Genomic DNA, 19,227 nt, shown 5'->3' with positions numbered 1-19,227 from the left:
GGCCAAGGGCGCGTTCTCCGCATCGGGGGACGCGTCTTTCGCGTCACGTCACAGGTCGCGACAGGGCCCTACAGGCCCATCAGAAACTGCAGGGCCTCGGTCATCCGCAGCAGATGATCGGGACCCACGACGCCGAGCCGGCGACCAAAGCGCTGCTGGGACACCGATTTCACGTCCTCGACCTTCGCGTAGCTTGTCTCGCGCAGACCGGTGCCGCCGGGCGCGAGCTCGACGTGGGAGGGCAGCCCGCAGCGCCCCCCGCCTCGGCGGAGCGCTCGGCACCGAGCTCGTCCCAGGCGAGCGAGTCGGTCGCGAGGCGGTCGTACCCCNCCTCGAAGCCGCGCCAGAACAGCTCGCGCTCGTAGGCCTCGCCGGCCTGGCCGATGATCGTCTGCATCTGCTGGCCGGTGGTCGCGGCCATGGCCGCGACCCGTTGCCGCGTCCTGTACCTCACGCGCACCGTGGTACTCATGATCGTCAGTCATCAATTCGGTTGACTGGCTTGGCGACCCTCGGGTATCGAGCGGGTCTCAGGCGTGCGCCCCCGGGCGCCAGAGCACGTCCCCCTCGGGGTTCGCCACCCGGGCGAGGATGAACAGCAGGTCCGACAGTCGGTTGAGATAGCGGGCCGGCAGCGGGCCGGTGCGGTCCGGCTCGGCCTCGAGGAGGGCCCAGACGGACCGTTCCGCCCGGCGGGCGACCGTGCGGGCGACATGCAGCAGCGCCGCCCCGGCAGTCCCTCCCGGAAGAATGAAGGAGGCCAGCTTCGGCAGGCCGGCGTTGAAACGGTCACACGCCTCCTCGAGCCGTTCCACGTAGGCCTCGGTGATCCGCAGGGGTGGGTAGGCCGGCGCCGGGTCGACCGGGGTGCACAGATCCGCGCCGACGTCGAAGAGGTCGTTCTGGACCTGGCCGAGCACCGCCCGCAGCTCGTCGGGAAGCCCGCCGAGGGCGAGGGCCACGCCGATCGCGGCGTTCGCCTCATCCACGTCGGCATAGGCGGCCAGCCGCGGATCGGTCTTCGCCACCCGCGACATGTCGCCCAGCGCCGTCGTACCGTCATCCCCGGTGCGGGTGTAGATCCGAGTCAGGTGCACTGCCATGGGGACCACTCTAGGCAGTCGTTGACCGCGCGGCCGGGTTGTCAGATCCGGGCGTAGAGCGCGGTCGCGTCGTCGCTCATCCCGAACCGGGGGAACCGCGAGCAGTCCGGGTCGGCCCGTTCCGCNGCCCGCAGCCGTTCCAGCAGTATGGCCTGTTCGCCGCGGGCGAGCACGTCGACAAGGGCCGCGTCGTCGGCGACCAGGCTGAAGGGACGGACGGCCCGGGCGTAGCCGTCGGACAGCGCCACCAGCTCCGTGCCGGGTTCCACCGGCATGGTGGTGACGAACGCGTGGTCGGCGGCAGCGGTGACGTCACCGAGGATCCAGGACCCGGCCGCGGTGTTGCGCTGCCGGCGGCGTTCGCGGGTCATCGTGTGTGCCCGTCCGTAGGCCTGCGCGACATCGATGCCGCGTGCCAGCTCGGCGCGGACCGGTTCGAGCAGCGCCTCTTCGACCCCATCGAACTGGGGATCGGTGAAACTGACCACCTCCCCGCCGGGATGACGGAGCAGCACCGGGCTGTCCCCGAGGAGGTACAGATCGAGTAGCGGGCCCCGTTGCCGGGCGAGGGCGATCGTGGCGGTCGGGAACCGACCCGCGGCGAGCCCCAGGCGCCGTCCCTCGGCGCGGACATGTGCGATCAGCTCCCGCACCACCTCGGGCAGGGATCTATCCCGCCAGGGGACCGTGGCGAGGAAGGCGTCGGCCGCGCCGCTCAGCCAGGCCGCCGAGGACCGGCCGCTGATCGTCGGATCGTCGTGCAGCGGCGTCGCTCCGTCGATCACCCACAGGCCATCGGCGCGGGAACCGGCGGCATCCTCATTGTGGAGCTTGTCCGACCGGCTGATGGACCGCAGCACACGCACCCGTTGGCCCCCACCGTGGTCATGAGAACTCCGTCATGAGAANCCCCGCCACCACGAGTATCGTCCCGACGACCGCCGCGACGACCCGACGCCGGGCCGGTTCGGTCCCCACGAGCAGGACGTGAAAGCCCCAGAAGACGAGCAACGTCACGCCGCCAGCGAGCGTGAGAAGGCCGGCGGCCGGTCGGGCCGGCTGCCCCGCAGCGACGTTCGCGGCGGTGGTGATGAAGGCGATCACTGCCGCGAGTAACCCCATGATCTCCAGGACCTGACTCCGGATCTGCTGCAGCTCGCGGGAAGCCTCCTCTTGGCGTGCGCTCAGCCGCTCAGCCTCCTGCGCGTATTGGATCCTGGACCGGATGAGCTGGTAGTCGCCGATGCGAAGCGCGTATTCGGCGCCCGTACTGTCCTCGTCCTCGATCGCGCGGGCGATGCTGGCCCGCGCGGACGCGAACGCCCCTCGCAGGGTCGCGATGCGCGCGTGGGTGGCATGATAGCGCGCATAATGCCCGTCGCTGAGCGCGATGGCCTGCCGGACGTGCCGCTCAGCGTCGAGCAGTAGGCGTGGATCGTTGTCGGGGTCCCGTTCGTGGCGGTCCGCGATAATCTCGGCGGCGAGATGCAGCACGCCAGGCACGCCGCCGAGCCGGTCCACCGCCTCGAGCGCGAACGTGAGCGCCGCGTCGAGATTTGCCGGATCGCCGTCGAGAGAGGCGTAATACTCGGCCTGCATGAAGAAGAACATCGGATGCCGACCGAACCGGGCCTGGTATCGATCGGTGTTGGCCCGATGGCGGCGATGGTCCTTGCGGCGCCAGGCCCGAGCCTGCAGGCAGTAGAACGCGTTGAAGCGCGTCTGCTCCGCTAGATTGGGGTTCTCGACTGCCGCGGTGAGGGCCTCGTCGGTCGCGTCGGGCCCGGTCAACAACGCCCGCGCGGCCGAGCCGAACCCCGGGTCGGTCTCTGGGGGCAGTTCCGCCAGCCGCTGAGAAAGGCCGCCGTTCACTTGGACTTCCGCGTGGCAATTGGTACGTTTCGCATATGCATTCGGTGAGCGTAGCCGGAGTGACACTCAACGAAAAAGGGTTGATTCTATGCATCCGCCGCCGGGACATCGGCGCCTGGCAGATCCCGGGTGGGGTGCTCGAACGCGGTGAGACCCTGCACACCGGGCTGCGCCGTGAGGTCGAGGAGGAGACGGGTGCGGTCGTCGAACCCGTCCGCCTGACCGGGGTGTACCTCAACATGCCCCTAGGCGTGGTTGCCATGGTGTTTCTCTGCCACCATCCGACCGGCGTCATCGCTTCCGACACCGCGGAGGCGACGGAGGTCAGCTGGTTGTCGATCGACGAGGTCCGTACGCGGTTTGTGCCGGCTTTCGCAATCCGGGTGGCGGACGCGGTGGCCGGACGGCTCGAGCCGTTTATCCGCACCCACGACGGGGTGTCCGTCCTTCCGTCCGACGCAGCGGAATGAGGCGACCGCGCAGGGTTGCGCCGGTCGGTCCGGCGGGTGGCGGTGAAGATCTTCAGGCCAGGACCTAGCATCGAGGTTCGTGGAGCGCTTCGTTGTGACAGGCGGTACCCGGCTGGCCGGCGAGGTCGCCGTCCCGGGCGCGAAGAACTCGGTATTGAAGCTGATGGCCGCGAGCCTGCTGGCCGCGGGCCGGACGATGCTGTCCGCCGTTCCTGACATCCTGGACGTGTCGGTGATGTCCAAGGTGCTGGCGGGGCTCGGTGCGACCGTCGAGCGGGACGCCTCCGGCGGGCGGCTGAGCATTGAGGTGCCCCAGGCTCCGGGCGTCGCGGCCGATGGTGAGCTGGTGCGGCAGATCAGGGCGTCGGTGGCGGTGCTCGGTCCGCTGGTCGCCCGCCGTGGGGAGGCGCGGGTCGCCCTGCCCGGTGGGGACGCGATCGGATCGCGCGCGCTCGACATTCATGTCAACGGCCTGACCAAACTCGGTGCGCTGGTTGACGTCGAGTCCGGAGTCCTCGTCGCGCGCTGCTCCGGCCGGCTGCAGGGAGCCTCGATCTGGCTCGACTTCCCCAGCGTGGGCGCCACCGAGAACCTGTTGATGGCCGGGGTTCTCGCCAAGGGGACGACGGTGATCGACAATGCCGCCCAGGAACCCGAGATTGCCGACCTGTGCGCGATGCTGACGGCGATGGGCGGGCGTATCGACGGCGCGGGATCGTCGACACTGATCATCGACGGGGTCGACCAGCTCACCTCGGTGGAACACCGGACGGTGGCGGACCGCATCGTCGCCGGCACGTACGCCATCGGCGCCCTGATGACCGGTGGCGACGTGCTGATCCGGCACGGTCAGGCCGCCCACCTCAGCATCGTCCTAGAGAAGCTGGTGCAGGCCGGTGCCGAGGTCGACGTCCGGGACGACGGATTCCGGGTCGTCGGACGGGGACAACCCCGGTCGATCGACGTGGTGACGCTGCCGTACCCCGGCTTTCCGACTGATCTGCTGCCGCAGATCATCGCGTTGGAGTCGGTTAGCCGGGGTACCTCCCTGATCACCGAGAACATCTTCGACAGCCGGTTCGCCTTCTGCCGCGAGCTGCACAAACTCGGCGCCGACCTGCGTACGGACGGCCACCACGTCATCGTCCGGCCCACCGCGCGGCTGTCCGGCACCCGGGTGACGGCCTCCGACGTGCGGGCCGGCGCGGGTCTCGTGCTCGCCGGCCTGGTTGCGGACGGTGTCACCGAGGTAAGCGACGTCCACCACATCGACCGGGGATACGCCCGGTTTGTCGAGAACATGACGGACCTCGGCGCCGACATCCGCCGGGTCTCCGACCGCGCCGTAGCCTGATTTCACCGGCATCGGCCTGATCCCGCTGGCATCGTGACCCCGCCGGCCCGGCCGGCGGGGTCAGGTGGGCGACTGGCGCGAGCCGAGCAGGTTCACGAGGGCACGGGCGGCTCGGTTCGCGTCCGTGCCGAACACGAGCACGTGGCGGCGGTCCCGCGGCCGGGCGATGATGTTCCCGGCGGCGTCGATGCGAATCGGACCGGCCGGTGCCGTGGCCCAGGTCGAGCGGATACCCCGCGCCCACAGCGCCGCGCGGAGCCGAGTGATCTCGGCGGGGGNGTCCACGGTGGCCACCGGGACGAGCAGACCGAAGTCGTGGCCGGGGACGGAACCGGCCGGCCGCGGCCGTGCCGGAGCATGGGCCCAGCGCCCGATCGCCATCAGCAGGCCGACGGCCAGCAGCGCGATCAGCGGCTCGAGGAGAAGTGCCCCGGCCGTTGCGGGCATCCCGCACCTCCGATCGTGCCGCTCTTCGACGCCACCTTGCATCGTCCCAGACATCCTCGCGACGGACCTGGATCCGGGCCTCGACACCTCCACGGAATCCGACAGAGGAAACATCGCCCGTCAACCGCTGCCACCATTGAGGTAACCGGCCCGACCTCTCTGTGGCCGAACGACGACAGTTCGATGGAGACGAGGGGGTACGTCGCGGTCCGCCCGGGGCGAGCCGCACCTGAGTGCTACCCGCGATCGGCGCGGATAGCTGGTAGCAACGGCGTCACGACAGCGGGGGCGCCGGACGGCCGGGACGGGAGATCACATGAACATCGGCGTGAACGTGTTGAGTCTGGAGTGCTCCGGGGACACGCGGGCCGGCTGCGCGCAGACGGCCCGCGTGGTTGGCCGGGTGGATGTGCGGACGGTGGGGACACTACGCAGCCTGCTGCACGCGGCGATCGACAATGGGAGCGGGCCGCTGCGCGTTGACGTCGCGGGCCTGGAGCTCGGCGATCATGCCGCGCTGGGGGTGCTGCTTGGCGGCGCTCGCCGAGCCCGTGCCGCTGGCCGCTCGATGGTGCTGGTCGATGTGCCGAGCCCGCTTGAACGCCTGCTCGTCGCGGACCGGCTGGGTGGGTTGCTGCGGTTCGAGGAGGCCGCCGACCTGGTGCACGTCGGCCACGCCTGAGCGGGTTGCCCGGGCGGCTCATCCGTTCGACCACCACCTAGGCCCGCCAGGAGGGGCTCCGTCCCGATCGGGACGGAGCCCGGAGCGGAACGAACCAGGGTGGCTGCGCACCGTCATGTCAGGCGCGCCCGTGTGCCGGGCGGACACGCGATGCGGCATGCTTGCCGGGTACCTGCTGATCGGGTACTGCTTTCGGGTGACGGGCCCGGCTCTTGGCAGGGTGTGATGCCGGACGGAGGCGTGCAGGACGTGGAGGTGCCCGCGCGGGTGAATGCCGTCGGCGATCGGAGCGCGCGATCCGCCGGGCTGGCCGGGGTGCGCGAGTACCGGTCGGTCCTGGTCCCGGTGGCGTTCGTGGTCGCGGTCCTGCTCGGCGTGGCCATCGGCTACGTGACCGCGGACCGGCAGTCCGGCACCGTGCATGCGCCTCGGACCGCCACCTCGCCCGCCCCGGAGCTGACCCCCGCGCTGCGGACCGCCCCGTGGGAGGGCGCCCGCCGACCGGGCACGGCCCATCAGATGCGGGTCCTCGACGAGCCTGATCCGGATGCCCTGCGGCTCGCGCTGTCGTGGACGGTCGCCGACTCGATCAAGGCGGCCGGGGGTGCTTCCACCATCTCCGCCCGGCAGGTGACGATCGTGAACGGGATGTACTTCGGCGCCGTCGAGGGCGTTGACGCGGCGCACGACGAGTACTGGGCGATCGGTCGCATCGAGGTCCAAGGGCCGGCCACGCCGCCGGTCGACCCGCACGTGTGGCGGCGGATCGGAGCCGGGCCCTGGACGATCGTCCGCAACGGCCCGCGGGCCTGTGATGTGCTTCCGAGCGCTCTGATCACCCTGTGGAAGGTCTCCCCGCCGCCCTGCACCGGGTGACCTGCACCGCCATGGGCCCGGGGTACCCTTGACAGCCCGGGGCACCCTCGACGTCGTACGGTCGGTCTGTGCCCTCAACCAGGATTGACGACGCGCGGCCCGGTCATGGCGAGGCGGACGGTCCGCACCGCGCCGCGACGCCCACCCTGCACGACGCCGTCGCCCTGGCCACCCGGGCGCACGCCGGTCAGCTGGACAAGGTCGGTGAGGAGTACATCGGCCATCCGCTGCGCGTGATGGCGGCAGTCGCGCGCACGGCTCCCACCGCCGGGGTGGACGCCCACGCCGCCCAGCTCGCGGCGGTGTTGCACGACGTCGTCGAGGACAGCGAGACCACCCTCGCGGATCTCGTGGCCGCGGGCTATCCGGCCCCGGTCGTCGCGGCGGTCGACGCGCTGTCCCATCGGGAGGGCGAGCCGGTGCCCGACTATCTCGCCCGGGTGGCCGCCGATCCGCTTGCCGTCGTCGTGAAACGGGCCGACATACAGGACAACGCCGATCCGGCCAGGCTGAGGCGGTTGCCGCCCGAGGACGCCGCCCGGTTGTCGGCCCGGTACGTGGATCGATGCCGGATTCTGGACGACCTCGTGGCGGCTCGCGGCGGCGATGTCGGGTGATCGTCAGGCGATCGCCCGGTGCGCGGCGGTCCCACCGCCGCCGGGCGCCGGAAACGGCCGCGATAGCGTGACGTCATGCGGCTCGTCATCGCTCGCTGCAGCGTGGACTACGTCGGTCGGCTCACCGCACATCTGCCGAGCGCCGTCCGGTTGGTACTCGTCAAGGCGGACGGATCCGTCTCCATCCACGCCGACGGGCGAGCGTACAAGCCGCTCAACTGGATGAGTCCCCCGTGCGTCATCGCCGAGGCGGACGGGGTCTGGCGGGTCACCAACCGCGCGGCCGAGCAGCTCGTCATCACCCTCGAACAGGTGCTGCACGATTCCACGCACGACCTCGGCGTCGACCCGGGTCTGCGCAAGGACGGGGTGGAGGCGCATCTGCAGGTGCTGCTCGCCGACCGGCCCGACGCGATCGCGCCCGGACTCACCCTGGTGCGCCGCGAGTACGAGACCGGCATCGGGCCGGTCGACCTGCTGTGCCGCGACGCGGACGGCTCGACGGTCGCCGTCGAGATCAAACGCAGGGGTGAGATCGACGGGGTGGAGCAGCTGACCCGTTACCTTGTCCGCCTGGAGGCCGACCCGGCGTTGCCGCATCCCGTGCGCGGCATCCTCGCGGCGCAGTCCATCACCCCGCAGGCGCGGCTGCTGGCGGCGGACCGGGGGCTGGGCTGCGCCGTCGTCGACTATGACGAGCTGCGGGGCCTCGAACCGTCCATTCCGACGCTTTTCTGAAAGCGATTCCGCCGAGCCTGCCCGGTCCGCCGAACCTGCGACGGCCGCCCGTCCGGCTTCCCCGTCCGGCGGCCGGTCCGTTCCCGTAGTGCGATCATGGGCCGGCGTCTCGAGAATATGGGAGGATCGCGGCGTTCGCCGTCTGACACCGCCCGGCCCGCGACGCCCACCCGTCGCCCGGGGCCCGTGCGCCGAAGTAGAGGAGCCTGGGCATGATCGAGAGGCCCGTATCGGGAACCACATCGGGAACGGGGCCGGCCGCGAACCAGGAGAACGCGAACCAGGAGAAGAAGCCGGAGAACAGCCGGGACGAGGCGGTGAGACACCGCCGGGTCGGGGTGGTGGGGCTCGGCACCATGGGCGCGGGCATCGCCGAGGTGCTGGCGAAGGCCGGTCTGGAGGTCGTCGGCATCGCGCGTGACGCCGACGCGCTCGCCCGCAGCCGGGCCCGGGTCGAGCACTCCCTCGACCGCGCGGGCCGCCACGGCAAGCTCGACGACGCGACCAGGGAGGCCGTGCTGGCCCGCATGCGTCTCGGCACCGAGCTCGCGGCGGTCGCCGACTGCGAGCTGGTGATCGAGGCGATCGACGAACGAATGAGCGCCAAACAGGCGCTTTTCGCCCGACTCGACGAGATCTGCCCCCCGGCCACCGTCTTCCTGACGAACACCAGCTCCCTGTCGGTAACGGAACTCGCGGCGGGCACCGCCCGCCCGGAACGGGTGCTCGGCACCCACTGGTTCAATCCGGCGCCGGTGATGCGCCTGGTGGAGGTCGTACGCACGGTCGTCACCGACCCGACCGTGCTGGCCGGGGTGATCGGCCTGGTCAACGACGTGGGGAAGACCGCGGTCGTCGCGGAGGACCGGGCGGGCTTCATCGTCAACGCGCTGCTGTTCGGTTATCTCAACAACGCCGTGCGCATGCTCGAGGCCCGGTATGCGGCCCGGGAGGACATTGACGCGGCCATGCGGCTCGGGTGCGGGCATCCGATGGGCCCGCTCGCCCTGCTCGATCTGATCGGTCTGGACGCCGCCCACGAGATTCTCAACTCGATGTACCGGCAGTCCCGTGACCACCTGCACGCTCCGGCACCGCTGCTGAGCCAGCTCGTGCGCGCGGGCCTGCTCGGCCGCAAGACCGGTCGTGGTTTCTACACCTACGCGGCACCGGACTCCTCCGAGGTGGTCGACGCGGTCGATCCGCTCGCCGACCGCCTGGGGCGGGGCCGCCCGGTGCGCTCGGTCGGCGTCGTGGGGAGCGGCACGATGGCGGGTGGCATCGCGGAGGTGCTGGCCCGGTCCGGGCACGACGTCCTCCTGCGGGCCCGGAGCGAGCGCACCCTCGCCGCCACCCTCGCGAAGATCGAGTCGTCGTTGGCGGCGTCGGTGGCCAGGGGGCGGCTGTCCGACGCCGACCGGCTGGCGGCTCTGGCCCGGGTGCGCGGCACGACCGATCTGGGTGAGCTCGGCCACTGCGAGCTGCTGCTTGAGGCGGTGGTGGAGGACCTGGCGGTGAAGCGGGAGCTGTTCGCCGACCTGGACAAGATCGCGGCGCCCGGCGCCGTGCTGGCGACCACCACGTCCTCGTTGCCGGTCATCGAGTGCGCCATGGCCACCAGCCGGCCGCGGGACGTCATCGGTATGCACTGGTTCAACCCGGCCCCGGCGATGAAGCTGATCGAGGTGGTGCCCACGGTTCTCACCGGCGACGACGTGACAGCCACGGTCCTGGCGCTGTCCCGAGCGGCCGGGCGGCATCCGGTGCTCTGCGCCGACCGGGCGGGGTTCATCGTCAACGCGCTGCTGTTTCCCTATCTCAACGACGCAGTGAAGATGCTCCAGGCGCACTATGCGACGATCGAGGACGTTGACACGGCGATGACGGTCGGTTGCGGCCATCCGCTGGGCCCCTTCGCGCTCGCCGACGTCGTCGGCCTCGATGTCACGCTCGCGATCACGCGCTCGTTGTACGCGCAGTTCCGCGAGCCCGGCTACGCCCCGGCACCCCTGCTCGAACAGCTGGTCCGGGCTGGGTTCCTGGGACGCAAGACCGGCCGGGGGTTCCTCGACCACCCGCCGCGCTGAGCCCACCCGTCACGCCGAGAACAAGATCGCTTCTGTCCGCGCGGACTAGGATGTCGACGGTCGGCGGGAAATCCCGATTCGCGCGGGAGGAGGCTGGAGCGGCGATGGTCGTGCTCGACAGGGACGCCGTGCGAGCGTTCAGTCGGGAAGTCACGATGTTCCTTCCCGATCTGGTCCAGCTGCTGCGGCGGGTCGTCGCCGATCCGCGGGTCCCGCAGTCCGCGAAGGTGGAGGCCGCCGCGGCGCTCGCGTACCTCGTGTCGCCGAAGAACCGGCTGACCAACGCGATTCCGGTGGTGGGTCAGCTCGACGACGTCGCGGTCATCGCGTTCGCCTTCCGGCGGCTGGCCGTCGGAGCCGGGGAGCCGATCCTGCGTGAGCACTGGCGTGGCAGCGATCGCGGCTTCCAGCTGCTCATCGGTGCGTCGTCCGCCCTGGCGAGTCCGGCGGGGGCCGTGCGCAAGGCCAAGCTCGCCCGCTCGCTCGTGATGGCCGGCTTCGAGCGGGTCGGCGGGCGGGTGCGGTGGACGGGCGAGAGGTTCGGGGCGGGGACGGGCGGGCGCACGACGGCCTCCTCGGCCGGACCGGCGGCGGATGACCGGCCTCGGATCGTTGACGGCGAGGTGGTGGACCGGGGCGAGTGGGTCGCGGGCCCGCCGGCCGGCGATACCCCGGGTTCGGGTTCCCGCACCCGGCGGGATCGGTTCCGGGCATCGGGCAGACCCGCTCGCGGGCGGTGACGAGGAAGGCGCGCCGACGCCGGGCCCGGCCGTCGGATGCGCAGCGCGGGCACCCGGTCGGCTGGTGGATGCCGGATCCGGTCGTCGTCCTGCGGGACGGTGAGTGGGTGTGCGACCGACGAGCGGCGCGGCGACCACCAAGGTCTACCGGTGTCCCGGTTGTGATTATGAGATCACTCCGGGCGCCGCTCACGTGGTGGTCTGGCCGCCCGAGCGGATCGAGGACCGTCGACACTGGCACCGGCCGTGTTGGGAACGCCGATGCCGAGCGGCCCGGCCGCGCGTCCGTGACGGCTGACCCCACGAGACGACGGTCTCCCGTGCGGGCTAGACCCCGCGGGAGGCCGCCGACGCGGGCAACGCGTTCGGCTCGCTGCCGAGCGCCTTACGCTCCTCAGGCGGCGGTGCCTCGATGGAGGCGATCGACGCGGAGGCGGCGGTCAGCTTGTCGCGCAGCGCGCCCAGCTGGGCCGTCACCTGGTCACGCAGGGTGGCAAGCTGCGAGGTCACCTGTTCGCGTTGGCGTTCGAGGTCGGCCAGCCGACGCTTCGAGTCGTCCTCGGCCTGCGCGGCCGCGGCCCGAGCGACCTCGACGATCCGTTCGGCCTCCGCGCGGGCCGTCGAGACGATGGCCGCGGCCTGCTCGTCGGCGTCGCGCAGGGTTTTCTCCCGGGTCTGCTCGGCCTCGGTGACGATCCGGCGGGCCTCCTCGAGTTGGGCATCGGCCTCCCGGGTGCGTTCAGCCCGAACGGTGGCCGCCTCCTCCTCGGCGAGCTGGAGGATCTGGGTAACGCGGCCACCGAACTCCTCCCAGGCGGGACGGTTGGCGGCCAGATCGTCGCGTACCCGGGCCGCCTCGGTCGCAGCCTCCGACGCGGCCGCCTCCGCCGCCGCCCGGTGCGCCTCGGCCTCGCGTAGCTGCTCGACGAGCCAGTTCACGTGATGGGTGACCTGATTGGGGTCGTAGCCACGGCGCACCAGATCAAAGGCGGGGGGCCCGTCGGTCTCGCCGGCCATTGGGATGAGATCGGTGTGTTCGGTCATAGGACCTCAGCATCTCAGACGGTCAATGCGAGCGTGAGGGGAGCCGGCTGTCGACCTGGCCGATTTCCGGGTTTATACGCCGCGGAACCGGTTGATTGCGGTCAGGTGGCGGGAGCGGAGTGCCTCGTCGCGGACACCCAGCCCCTCGGCCGGGGCGAGACACAGCACGCCCACCTTCCCTTGGTGGAGGTTGCGGTGCACGTCGTAGGCGGCCTGCCCCGTTTCGGTAAGCGGGTAGACCCGGGACAGGGTCGGATGGATCATCCCGCGCATGATGAGTCGGTTGGCTTCCCAGGCCTCCCGGTAGTTGGCGAAGTGCGAGCCGACGATGCGCTTGAGATTCATCCACAGGTACCGGTTGTCGTACTCGTGCTGGAAACCGCTGGTGGAGGCGCAGGTGGCGATAGTTCCGCCGCGGCGGGTCACATAGACGGAGGCGCCGAAGGTTTCCCGGCCCGGGTGTTCGAGGACGATGTCGGGGTCGTCGCCGCCGGTGAGCTCGCGGATGCGCTTGCCGAACCGCTGCCATTCCCGGGGGTTCTGGGTGTGTTCGTCACTCCAGAACTGATAGGCCTCGGCGGCGCGGTCGATGATCAGCTCTGCGCCGAGGGAGCGGCATATGTCGGCTTTTTCCGGCGAGGAGACGATGCAGACCGGGATGGCCCCGCCGCGTAGCACGAGTTGGGTGGCGTAGGAGCCCAGGCCCCCGGACGCGCCCCAGACGAGAACGACGTCGCCCTGCTTCATGTTCGCGCCGTTGACCGAGACCAGCTGGCGGTACGCGGTCGAGTTGACCAGACCGGGTGCGGCCGCCTCCTCCCAGGTCAGGTGCGCGGGTTTCGGCATGAGCTGGTTGGTCTTGACCAGGGCGAGCTCGGCGAGTCCGCCAAAATTCGTCTCAAATCCCCAGATTCGTTGCTCGGGATCCAGCATCGTGTCGTTGTGGCCGTCGGGACGCTCAAGTTCCACGGACAGACAGTGGGCGACGACCTCGTCCCCGGGGGACCAGGCCTGTACGCCAGGCCCTGTCCGTAGCACAACTCCGGCCAGATCCGAGCCGACAACGTGGTAAGGCTGGTTGTGACGGGATGCAAGCGGAGAGGTTCGGCCGTAGCGCTCGAGGAAGTTGAAGGTGTGGATCGGCTCGAAGATCGACGTCCAGACCGTGTTGTAGTTCACGGAGGAGGCCATGACCGCGATGAGGGCTTCGCCGGGACCGAGCTCGGGGGTCGGCACGTCGTCTACGTGCAGGGAGCGGCGGGGGNCCTTNTCCCGGGNCGGCATGCCCTCGAACATCCCGATTTCGTCCCGGCGCACGACCACGGCGCGGTAGGACTCGGGGACCGGGAGGGATGCGAACTCCGCCCGCCGGGCGGGCGACGGAGGGCTCTGGGCAATGATCGCTTCGAGAATGTCCTTCACGGTCGGCCTCCGTAGGACGCTGGTGCTGGTGGCGGATAGACGGCAGATGTTACCCATAGGTGGGAGGCGGGGTCGCGGGATGTGGAGGCTGTCTGTTTCGTGCGCGACGCGATAGAACTTTTGGGACAACTTCGAGTGCTCGGTACGCGTCCAACTGGGTGTGATCGCGCCCATGACTGTCGTGGAAGGGTGGCGGCCCGTGCCTGCACGGAGCGACGCCGCCCGTAGCGATGTCGCGCGGGACGCCGATGCCGCCCTGACCGCGTTGTATTCCGAACACTATCGGTCATTGGTTCGTCTTGCAGCGTTACTACTTGACGATCTCGGCCTCTGCGAGGAGGTTGTGCAGGACGCCTACATCCGCGTCCACGCGGCCTGGGGGCGGCTCCAGGACCGGGACAAGGCCTTGGCCTACCTCAGGCAGACCGTCGTCAACCTCGCACGTTCGACACTGCGTCGTCGACTCGTCGCTCTCAAACACGCTCCCAAGCCGATGCCCGACGCCGCGAGCGCCGAGGAGGGCGCCTACTCCCTCGTCGAACGGGCGGCGGTCATCCAGGCGCTGCGCGAGCTGCCCCGCCGGCAGCGGGAGGCGGTGGTGCTGCGGTACTACGCCGACATGTCCGAGGCGGACGCCGCGGCGGTGATGGGCTGCAGTGTCGGTTCCGTCAAGGCGTACACCTCCCGGGGGCTGTCGGCGTTGAGCGGCAAGCTGGAGGGCCTGCGGTGAGTGGTCTGGAACCGGAGGAGCTCGCCCGCCTGCTCACCGAGGCGGTGGAGCCCATCCGGCCCTCGCCGGACGCTTACCGGCAGATCCGTGCCGGGATCGACCGTCGGCGCCGGTGGCGTCTGCCGCTGATGACGGCGGCCGGGATGGTCATGGCCGCGCTCATCGGGCTCGCCGTGGTGGCGCTGCGGCCCCCTCCGTCGAGCAACGAGCTCGTCGAGCCAGCCGTCCCGCCGCTCGTGACCGCACCCGTGACGGGGCCGAGCCGGACACCCGTCGCGCCCTCGACCGGCGGCACCGGCCGTTCTGCCAGGGCCGGCGGTGGGTCCGGAGGGGGAGCGGCGACCTGGTCGGCGACTACCCCGCCGACCGCCCTCCCGAGCACCAGCGTGTCCTCCCCGCCCGTCACGGCCGGTTCGTCAGCCAGTCCGACGACGGTGACCCAGGACAGCCCTCAGCTGCCGACGGCCGTCGTGAAGCCGGCGGTGGCGGGCGACGTCGACGGCGACGGCCGTTCCGACCAGGTGCGGGCGACCGGGAGCAAACTCGAGGTCGTGTTCTCCCGGGACGGAACTGTCGGGCAGGTCGACCTGGGCGCGATCGTGGTGCCCCTGCACTACACGGTCGTCGACATCGACGCCAACGGGTTCGGCGAGATCCTGGTGCAGACCACGTCGAGGAGCGGGATGGACAACTACGCGCTGGTGCGCTACGCCAGTCTCGACACGCTGGCCTCCGTCTCCCTGCCGGCTCAGCTCACCCTCGCCGCCGGAGTTCAGGGCAACGTCGGCGCCGGGTTCCGCTGCATGGACCGGGCCCTGCGGATCAACAGCGGGACCTCGACCGACGGTTCGCTGTTCACCGTGGCCACGACCATCCTGGCGCTGACCCCGGAGGGCCTGGCCGCCCAAGACAGCCGGTCCGACCAGGTACGCCTGCCGGCGGACCCGGCCACCTCGCCGTTCGTGGCAGCCTGCGGCCAGCTGTCCTGACGGTCCCTGTCAGGACGGTCCGCTTCTCCTGGCCGTCCCGCCGGTCCGGCTGGGTGCGCTTGTCCCTGAGAGGCCAGAATCGCGGCCGGGAATCTCAGACGTGACCAGGCTATTATATCAGCAACGGCCGTTCTCGAGGCCGTCGCCACGAGACGACGTCACCGCATGCCGCATGCCGCATGCCGGCGCCGTCCCGGTCCGAAGATCTTCCTGGAGATGAGGAGGCATCCATGCCTGGTTCCGTGATCGTGGCCGGAGTGCGGACACCGTTCGGGAAACTGTCGGGCGGGCTGAAGAGCTTCACCGCGACGGATCTCGGTGGCATCGCGATCTCGGGTGCNCTCGCGCGGGCCGGCCTGTCCGGCGACGCGGTCGATTATGTGATCATGGGGCATGTGATCCAGGCCGGTGCGGGTCAGATCACCGCCCGGCAGGCGGCGGTCGCCGCCGGCATCCCGCTGTCGGTGCCCGCCATCACGATCAACAAGGTCTGCCTGTCCGGCCTCGACGCGATCGCCCTGGCCGACACGTACATCTCCAGCGGGGAGTTCGACCTCGTCGTCGCCGGTGGGATGGAGTCCATGACCGGCGGCCCGCACCTGCTGCGCTCGCTGCGCTCCGGGGTGAAGTACGGCCGGGCCGAGCTGCTCGACGCCACCGAGCACGACGCGCTGTTCTGCGCCTTCGACCAGATCGCGATGGGGGCGAGCACCGAGCGGTACAACGCGGGGCTTGGCATCGGCCGGGCCGAGCAGGACGAGTTCGGCGCCCAGTCGCATCAGCGGGCCGCCGCCGCCACCAAGAACGGGCTGTTCGACGACGAGATCGTCCCGGTCGCGGTGCCGCAGCGCCGCGGCGAGCCGCTGGTCGTCAACCAGGACGAGAGCGTGCGTCCCGACACCACCGTCGAGGTGCTCGCGAAGCTGCGGCCGGCCTTCGACGGCAACGGCACGATCACCGCGGGTTCGTCGTCGCCGATCTCCGACGGCGCCGCCGCCGTCATCGTGGCGAGCCGGGCGAAGGCCGAACAGCTCGGCCTGCCGATCCTCGCGGAGGTCGGTCACCACGGCTTCGTGGCCGGTCCGGACACCTCCCTGCAGTCCCAGCCCTCGCGCGCCATCCTCGCGGCGCTGGCCAAGGAGCGGCTCACCCCGGCCGATCTCGACCTCGTCGAGATCAACGAGGCCTTCGCCGCGGTCGCGATCCAGTCCATGCGCGACCTCGGGATCGGCCCGGAGATCACCAACGTCAACGGCGGCGCGATCGCGATCGGTCACCCCGTCGGAGCCTCCGGTGCCCGGATCGCCCTGACCCTGGCCAACGAGCTGAAGCGCCGCGGCGGCGGGATCGGGGCCGCCGGTCTCTGCGGCGGCGGCGGCCAGGGAGACGCCTTGGTGCTGCGCGTTCCGGCGTGACGGCAGGCCTCGGGGAGGCTCCCGCGATGACCCGCATCGACGACCCCGCGACGCTGGCCGACGACCTGGTGCGGGAGCTTGGTCTCGAAGAACATCCCGAGGGCGGCTGGTACCGCCGGACCTGGGCCAGTCCCGACCAGATCGACGCACATGGCGGCAGGCGCCCCGTCATGACGTCCATCCTGTTCCTGCTGCGTCCGGGAGAGGTGTCCGGCTGGCATCGGGTGGCCTCGGCCGAGATCTGGCTCTGGCAGGGCGGCGGGGCCCTCGATCTCACTCTCGGCGGGCCGGGCCGGGCGCCGGTCGCCGCCGACCGGCGGATCCTCGGGCCCGATCTGGCCGCGGGCCAAGCGCCGCAGCTCGTCGTGCCGGCCGGCGAATGGCAGACCGCGGTCCCGCGCGATGGACAGCACGTCCTGGTCGGCTGCGTGGTGGCGCCTGGCTTCGACTTTCTGGACTTCGAGCTCTTCCCCGCATCAGGCGCCGTTCGGGGCGGCCCGGTCAGGTCAGCTCGGGGCGGTCATCGCGGTGGTGAGCGCGGCTGCCGCGGCGACTAGGGCGCCGGGATCCAGCGGGATCTTCAGGACGTCCACGGCGCCGGCTCGGCGCAGGTACGCCCGCTCGCGGGGGTCGGTGTCCTCGCTGAGGACCAGGGCCGGGATGACGCCGGCGGTCGGGTCCGCCGCGAGCTGGGCGAGCAGCTCGGCCGCGGTCGTGTCGGGCAGGTCCCGGTCGAGCAGGATGAACGCCGGCCGGGCCCCCCGCACCGCGTCGAGGGCGAGACCGGCGCGGGGAACGGTCACGGTGTCCGCAGCCAGGAAATCGGTGAGGGTCTCGGCGACCAGGGAACGCAGGGCGGGATCGCCACTGACGTGCACGACCCGCAGGCCGCCGGGTGTGGGAGGACGGCCGAGGGTGACCGTGCCGGACTCGCCGGAGCGACCTGGGAGGCCACCGTAACTGCCCACGAACCCGCTGTCATCATCGAGATCCTCGAAACGCAGGTCGACCGCGTCGAGCACGACGGCGAACACGCTTCCCACGCCGTACCGGCTGGCGACGGTAAGCACCCCGCCCATCGCCGTGACCAGGGCGTGGGACAGCGCGAGGCCCAGCCCGCTGCCCTCGATTCCGCTGCGCTCGGCGCCGAGGCGCTCGAAGGGCCGGAACAGTCGGTCGATCGCCCGGGGGGAGAGCCCCGCGCCGTCGTCCTCGACCTCGATACGGATCCGCGAGCCGGTGATGGGCACGATGCCGACGCGCACGCTGCCGCCCTCCCGGCCGTACTTCAGCGCGTTACCGACAAGGTTGAGCAGGACCTGCCACAGGCGGCGGCGGTCCGCGTCGGCGACGAGCGGCAGCGCCGGATGGATCACCCGCCGGATGCTGCGCTGCGCCGCGAGCGGTTCGACGAGCTCCACCACGCCCTGGACGATGTCGAGGACGTTGACCGGCCCCTTGTTGATGTCCCCCCGGCCCGCGCGGAGCCTGGCCAGGTCCAGCACGTCATCGATCAACGCCTGCATGTGGCGGCCACCGGTGATGATCCGCTCGACGTCGTCGTGGAGGTCGGGGGTGAGCGGTTCGAGTTCCAGCAGCTGCGCGAAGCCCAGCATGGCGTTCAGCGGGGTCCGCAGTTCGTGGCCGAGCCGGGCGATCAGTTCGTCCTTGGCCCGTGACTCGTTCTCGGCGACCTCGCGGGCGCGCTGGTCGCTGGTGTCCCGAGCGACGACGACCAGCCCGCCCTCCGGGTCGACCCGGACCGTCACGTGATGGGGCACGGTGGCCCCGGCCAGGTCGACGAGTCCCACCGAGCCACGCCACTGCCCGGTCCGCCCCAGCGCGGCCGTCACCGCCTCACCGAGAGCGAGGCGGAACGCGGGATCGACGACGTCGACAAGATCGCGCAGATGGGGGACGCGGGGAACCCGGTCACCGAGGAAGGCACGGGCGGCGGCACCCATGTCGGTGACACGACCATCCGTGCCGACGACCACAGCCAGGTCCGTCAGCGCGTCGAGCAAGATGCGTGACCCCACCTACGCCTCATTATCCGTCTTCTTCCACCCCACGGCGGGCAATGGTAGGGCGTACCGTCAGAGACCGTTGTTCCGGGTTTGCTCAACTGGATCGCCGGCCGGTTTTCTGGCGACGTTTCGTGACATGCAAATAGCTTACCGACGACCTCGGTGCGTCGGCGTNGCAGGGTAGTGGCCCTGCGTTGTTCGATGCGCGGTGAGCGGACTGTCGTGATAAGTCTGACCGCATGCTTGTTGCCTTCAGTGTCACGCCCATCGGTCAGGGCGAGGGGGTCGCGGATCTGGTCGCCGAGGCGGTCCGGATAGTGCGGGCCAGTGGGCTGCCCCATGAGACGACCGCCATGTTCACCACGATCGAAGGCGAGTGGGACGAGGTGATGGACGTCGTCCGCCGGGCCACCGAGGCGGTCTCGGCCCGTGCTGGCCGGGTGAGTCTGGTGCTGAAGGCCGATCTTCGCCCGGGAGTCACCGACGCTCTGCACACGAAGGTCGCCGCGATCGACCGGTTGCTGGCCGGGGGCGAGACCGGCGCGGACGCCACTGATCGTTGACCGCGGCCGGCGGGCAACGGCCCGCGGCCCGCGGCCCGCCGGCCCGGATTG

21 protein-coding genes are annotated in these 19,227 nt (G+C 70.9%); 13 read left to right on the top strand and 8 right to left on the bottom strand.

What is annotated here, in order from left to right:
- Positions 1 to 68: 68 nt before the first annotated feature.
- The 4 genes from ALLO2_RS15095 to ALLO2_RS15075 all read right to left on the bottom strand — a co-directional run bounded on the left by ALLO2_RS15095 (position 69) and on the right by ALLO2_RS15075 (position 2,975).
- Complete coding sequence (locus ALLO2_RS15095; protein WP_232235120.1) at positions 69 to 206, bottom strand: hypothetical protein; 138 nt, start codon at positions 204 to 206, stop codon at positions 69 to 71.
- Positions 207 to 530: 324 nt separating this feature from the next.
- On the bottom strand, positions 531 to 1,103 hold the full coding sequence (locus ALLO2_RS15085) for a cob(I)yrinic acid a,c-diamide adenosyltransferase (RefSeq protein WP_011438080.1): 573 nt from the start codon (positions 1,101 to 1,103) through the stop codon (positions 531 to 533).
- A gap of 41 nt (positions 1,104 to 1,144) precedes the next feature.
- Positions 1,145 to 1,969 (bottom strand): protein phosphatase 2C domain-containing protein, encoded by an 825-nt coding sequence (locus tag ALLO2_RS15080; protein ID WP_011438079.1) that lies wholly within the window; start codon positions 1,967 to 1,969, stop codon positions 1,145 to 1,147.
- Positions 1,970 to 1,988: 19 nt separating this feature from the next.
- Positions 1,989 to 2,975, bottom strand: coding sequence for a hypothetical protein (locus tag ALLO2_RS15075; protein WP_035732848.1), 987 nt, complete (start codon positions 2,973 to 2,975; stop codon positions 1,989 to 1,991).
- Positions 2,976 to 3,010: 35 nt separating this feature from the next.
- Between ALLO2_RS15075 and ALLO2_RS15070 the strand changes: the two genes are divergently transcribed.
- Positions 3,011 to 3,445, top strand: coding sequence for an NUDIX hydrolase (locus ALLO2_RS15070; RefSeq protein ID WP_011438077.1), 435 nt, complete (start codon positions 3,011 to 3,013; stop codon positions 3,443 to 3,445).
- Between the two features lie 79 nt (positions 3,446 to 3,524).
- Positions 3,525 to 4,799: a UDP-N-acetylglucosamine 1-carboxyvinyltransferase gene (gene murA, locus ALLO2_RS15065; RefSeq protein WP_232235116.1), complete on the top strand. Its 1,275-nt coding sequence runs from the start codon at positions 3,525 to 3,527 to the stop codon at positions 4,797 to 4,799.
- 60 nt (positions 4,800 to 4,859) lie between these two features.
- Here the strand turns inward: murA and ALLO2_RS15060 are convergent, their stop codons facing one another.
- Positions 4,860 to 5,246, bottom strand: a complete 387-nt coding sequence (locus tag ALLO2_RS15060) for a hypothetical protein (RefSeq protein ID WP_035732847.1) — start codon at positions 5,244 to 5,246, stop codon at positions 4,860 to 4,862.
- A gap of 316 nt (positions 5,247 to 5,562) precedes the next feature.
- On the opposite strand from ALLO2_RS15060, the gene ALLO2_RS15055 reads away from it, so the two are divergent.
- From ALLO2_RS15055 to ALLO2_RS15030, 6 genes are all read left to right on the top strand, one after another.
- On the top strand, positions 5,563 to 5,928 hold the full coding sequence (locus tag ALLO2_RS15055; protein WP_011438074.1) for an STAS domain-containing protein: 366 nt from the start codon (positions 5,563 to 5,565) through the stop codon (positions 5,926 to 5,928).
- Positions 5,929 to 6,168: 240 nt separating this feature from the next.
- Entirely contained in the window at positions 6,169 to 6,804 is a 636-nt protein-coding gene (locus ALLO2_RS15050; protein WP_232235115.1) for a hypothetical protein, read from the top strand.
- A gap of 68 nt (positions 6,805 to 6,872) precedes the next feature.
- Positions 6,873 to 7,421 carry an HD domain-containing protein gene (locus ALLO2_RS15045; RefSeq protein WP_011438072.1) on the top strand — a complete coding sequence of 183 codons (549 nt, stop codon included), beginning with the start codon at positions 6,873 to 6,875 and terminating at the stop codon, positions 7,419 to 7,421.
- A gap of 75 nt (positions 7,422 to 7,496) precedes the next feature.
- Positions 7,497 to 8,159 carry an endonuclease NucS gene (nucS, locus tag ALLO2_RS15040; RefSeq protein ID WP_011438071.1) on the top strand — a complete coding sequence of 221 codons (663 nt, stop codon included), beginning with the start codon at positions 7,497 to 7,499 and terminating at the stop codon, positions 8,157 to 8,159.
- A gap of 212 nt (positions 8,160 to 8,371) precedes the next feature.
- Positions 8,372 to 10,246, top strand: coding sequence for a 3-hydroxyacyl-CoA dehydrogenase family protein (locus ALLO2_RS15035; protein WP_011438070.1), 1,875 nt, complete (start codon positions 8,372 to 8,374; stop codon positions 10,244 to 10,246).
- Between the two features lie 104 nt (positions 10,247 to 10,350).
- The gene (locus ALLO2_RS15030; RefSeq protein ID WP_011438069.1) at positions 10,351 to 10,986 is read left to right on the top strand and encodes a YkvA family protein; all 636 of its coding nucleotides are present in this window, start codon (positions 10,351 to 10,353) and stop codon (positions 10,984 to 10,986) included.
- 327 nt (positions 10,987 to 11,313) lie between these two features.
- On the opposite strand, the gene ALLO2_RS15025 is transcribed toward ALLO2_RS15030, so the two are convergent.
- Together ALLO2_RS15025 and ccrA are read right to left on the bottom strand one after the other, a co-directional pair.
- Positions 11,314 to 12,030: a sugar-binding protein gene (locus tag ALLO2_RS15025; RefSeq protein WP_011438067.1), complete on the bottom strand. Its 717-nt coding sequence runs from the start codon at positions 12,028 to 12,030 to the stop codon at positions 11,314 to 11,316.
- A 72-nt stretch (positions 12,031 to 12,102) separates the two neighbouring features.
- On the bottom strand, positions 12,103 to 13,452 hold the full coding sequence (gene ccrA, locus ALLO2_RS15020; protein WP_035732873.1) for a crotonyl-CoA carboxylase/reductase: 1,350 nt from the start codon (positions 13,450 to 13,452) through the stop codon (positions 12,103 to 12,105).
- A gap of 172 nt (positions 13,453 to 13,624) precedes the next feature.
- Here ccrA and ALLO2_RS15015 point away from each other — a divergent pair, with 172 nt between their 5' ends.
- From ALLO2_RS15015 to ALLO2_RS15000, 4 genes are all read left to right on the top strand, one after another.
- Complete coding sequence (locus ALLO2_RS15015; protein ID WP_011438065.1) at positions 13,625 to 14,182, top strand: SigE family RNA polymerase sigma factor; 558 nt, start codon at positions 13,625 to 13,627, stop codon at positions 14,180 to 14,182.
- Positions 14,179 to 15,171, top strand: a complete 993-nt coding sequence (locus ALLO2_RS15010) for a VCBS repeat-containing protein (RefSeq protein WP_023841098.1) — start codon at positions 14,179 to 14,181, stop codon at positions 15,169 to 15,171. Before ALLO2_RS15015 ends, ALLO2_RS15010 begins: the two co-directional genes overlap by 4 nt.
- A 230-nt stretch (positions 15,172 to 15,401) precedes the next feature.
- Positions 15,402 to 16,586, top strand: a complete 1,185-nt coding sequence (locus ALLO2_RS15005; protein WP_011438063.1) for an acetyl-CoA C-acetyltransferase — start codon at positions 15,402 to 15,404, stop codon at positions 16,584 to 16,586.
- 26 nt (positions 16,587 to 16,612) lie between these two features.
- A complete protein-coding gene (locus ALLO2_RS15000; RefSeq protein WP_011438062.1) occupies positions 16,613 to 17,143 on the top strand; it encodes a cupin domain-containing protein in 531 nt (176 codons plus the stop codon).
- On the opposite strand, the gene ALLO2_RS14995 is transcribed toward ALLO2_RS15000, so the two are convergent.
- Complete coding sequence (locus ALLO2_RS14995; protein WP_011438061.1) at positions 17,093 to 18,625, bottom strand: HAMP domain-containing sensor histidine kinase; 1,533 nt, start codon at positions 18,623 to 18,625, stop codon at positions 17,093 to 17,095. The genes ALLO2_RS15000 and ALLO2_RS14995 overlap by 51 nt on opposite strands.
- A 227-nt stretch (positions 18,626 to 18,852) precedes the next feature.
- On the opposite strand from ALLO2_RS14995, the gene ALLO2_RS14990 reads away from it, so the two are divergent.
- Complete coding sequence (locus ALLO2_RS14990) at positions 18,853 to 19,176, top strand: MTH1187 family thiamine-binding protein (RefSeq protein WP_011438060.1); 324 nt, start codon at positions 18,853 to 18,855, stop codon at positions 19,174 to 19,176.
- The last annotated feature ends 51 nt before the right edge of the window (positions 19,177 to 19,227 follow it).

The sequence above is a fragment of the Frankia sp. Allo2 genome, from assembly GCF_000733325.1.
Classification (GTDB): domain Bacteria; phylum Actinomycetota; class Actinomycetes; order Frankiales; family Frankiaceae; genus Frankia; species Frankia casuarinae.
This window is presented reverse-complemented; position numbering and strand designations above follow the sequence as displayed.

Bases quoted from the DNA above. Each gene is read 5' to 3' on its own strand.
- ALLO2_RS15000 (WP_011438062.1), top strand. From the start codon at position 16,613: ATGACCCGCATCGACGACCCCGCGACGCTGGCCGACGACCTGGTGCGG.
- ALLO2_RS14990 (WP_011438060.1), top strand. From the start codon at position 18,853: ATGCTTGTTGCCTTCAGTGTCACGCCCATCGGTCAGGGCGAGGGGGTC.
- ALLO2_RS15015 (WP_011438065.1), top strand. From the start codon at position 13,625: ATGACTGTCGTGGAAGGGTGGCGGCCCGTGCCTGCACGGAGCGACGCC.
- nucS (WP_011438071.1), top strand. From the start codon at position 7,497: ATGCGGCTCGTCATCGCTCGCTGCAGCGTGGACTACGTCGGTCGGCTC.
- ALLO2_RS15030 (WP_011438069.1), top strand. From the start codon at position 10,351: ATGGTCGTGCTCGACAGGGACGCCGTGCGAGCGTTCAGTCGGGAAGTC.
- ALLO2_RS15070 (WP_011438077.1), top strand. From the start codon at position 3,011: ATGCATTCGGTGAGCGTAGCCGGAGTGACACTCAACGAAAAAGGGTTG.
- ALLO2_RS15085 (WP_011438080.1), bottom strand. From the start codon at position 1,103: ATGGCAGTGCACCTGACTCGGATCTACACCCGCACCGGGGATGACGGT.
- ALLO2_RS15035 (WP_011438070.1), top strand. From the start codon at position 8,372: ATGATCGAGAGGCCCGTATCGGGAACCACATCGGGAACGGGGCCGGCC.
- ALLO2_RS15055 (WP_011438074.1), top strand. From the start codon at position 5,563: ATGAACATCGGCGTGAACGTGTTGAGTCTGGAGTGCTCCGGGGACACG.
- ALLO2_RS15025 (WP_011438067.1), bottom strand. From the start codon at position 12,030: ATGACCGAACACACCGATCTCATCCCAATGGCCGGCGAGACCGACGGG.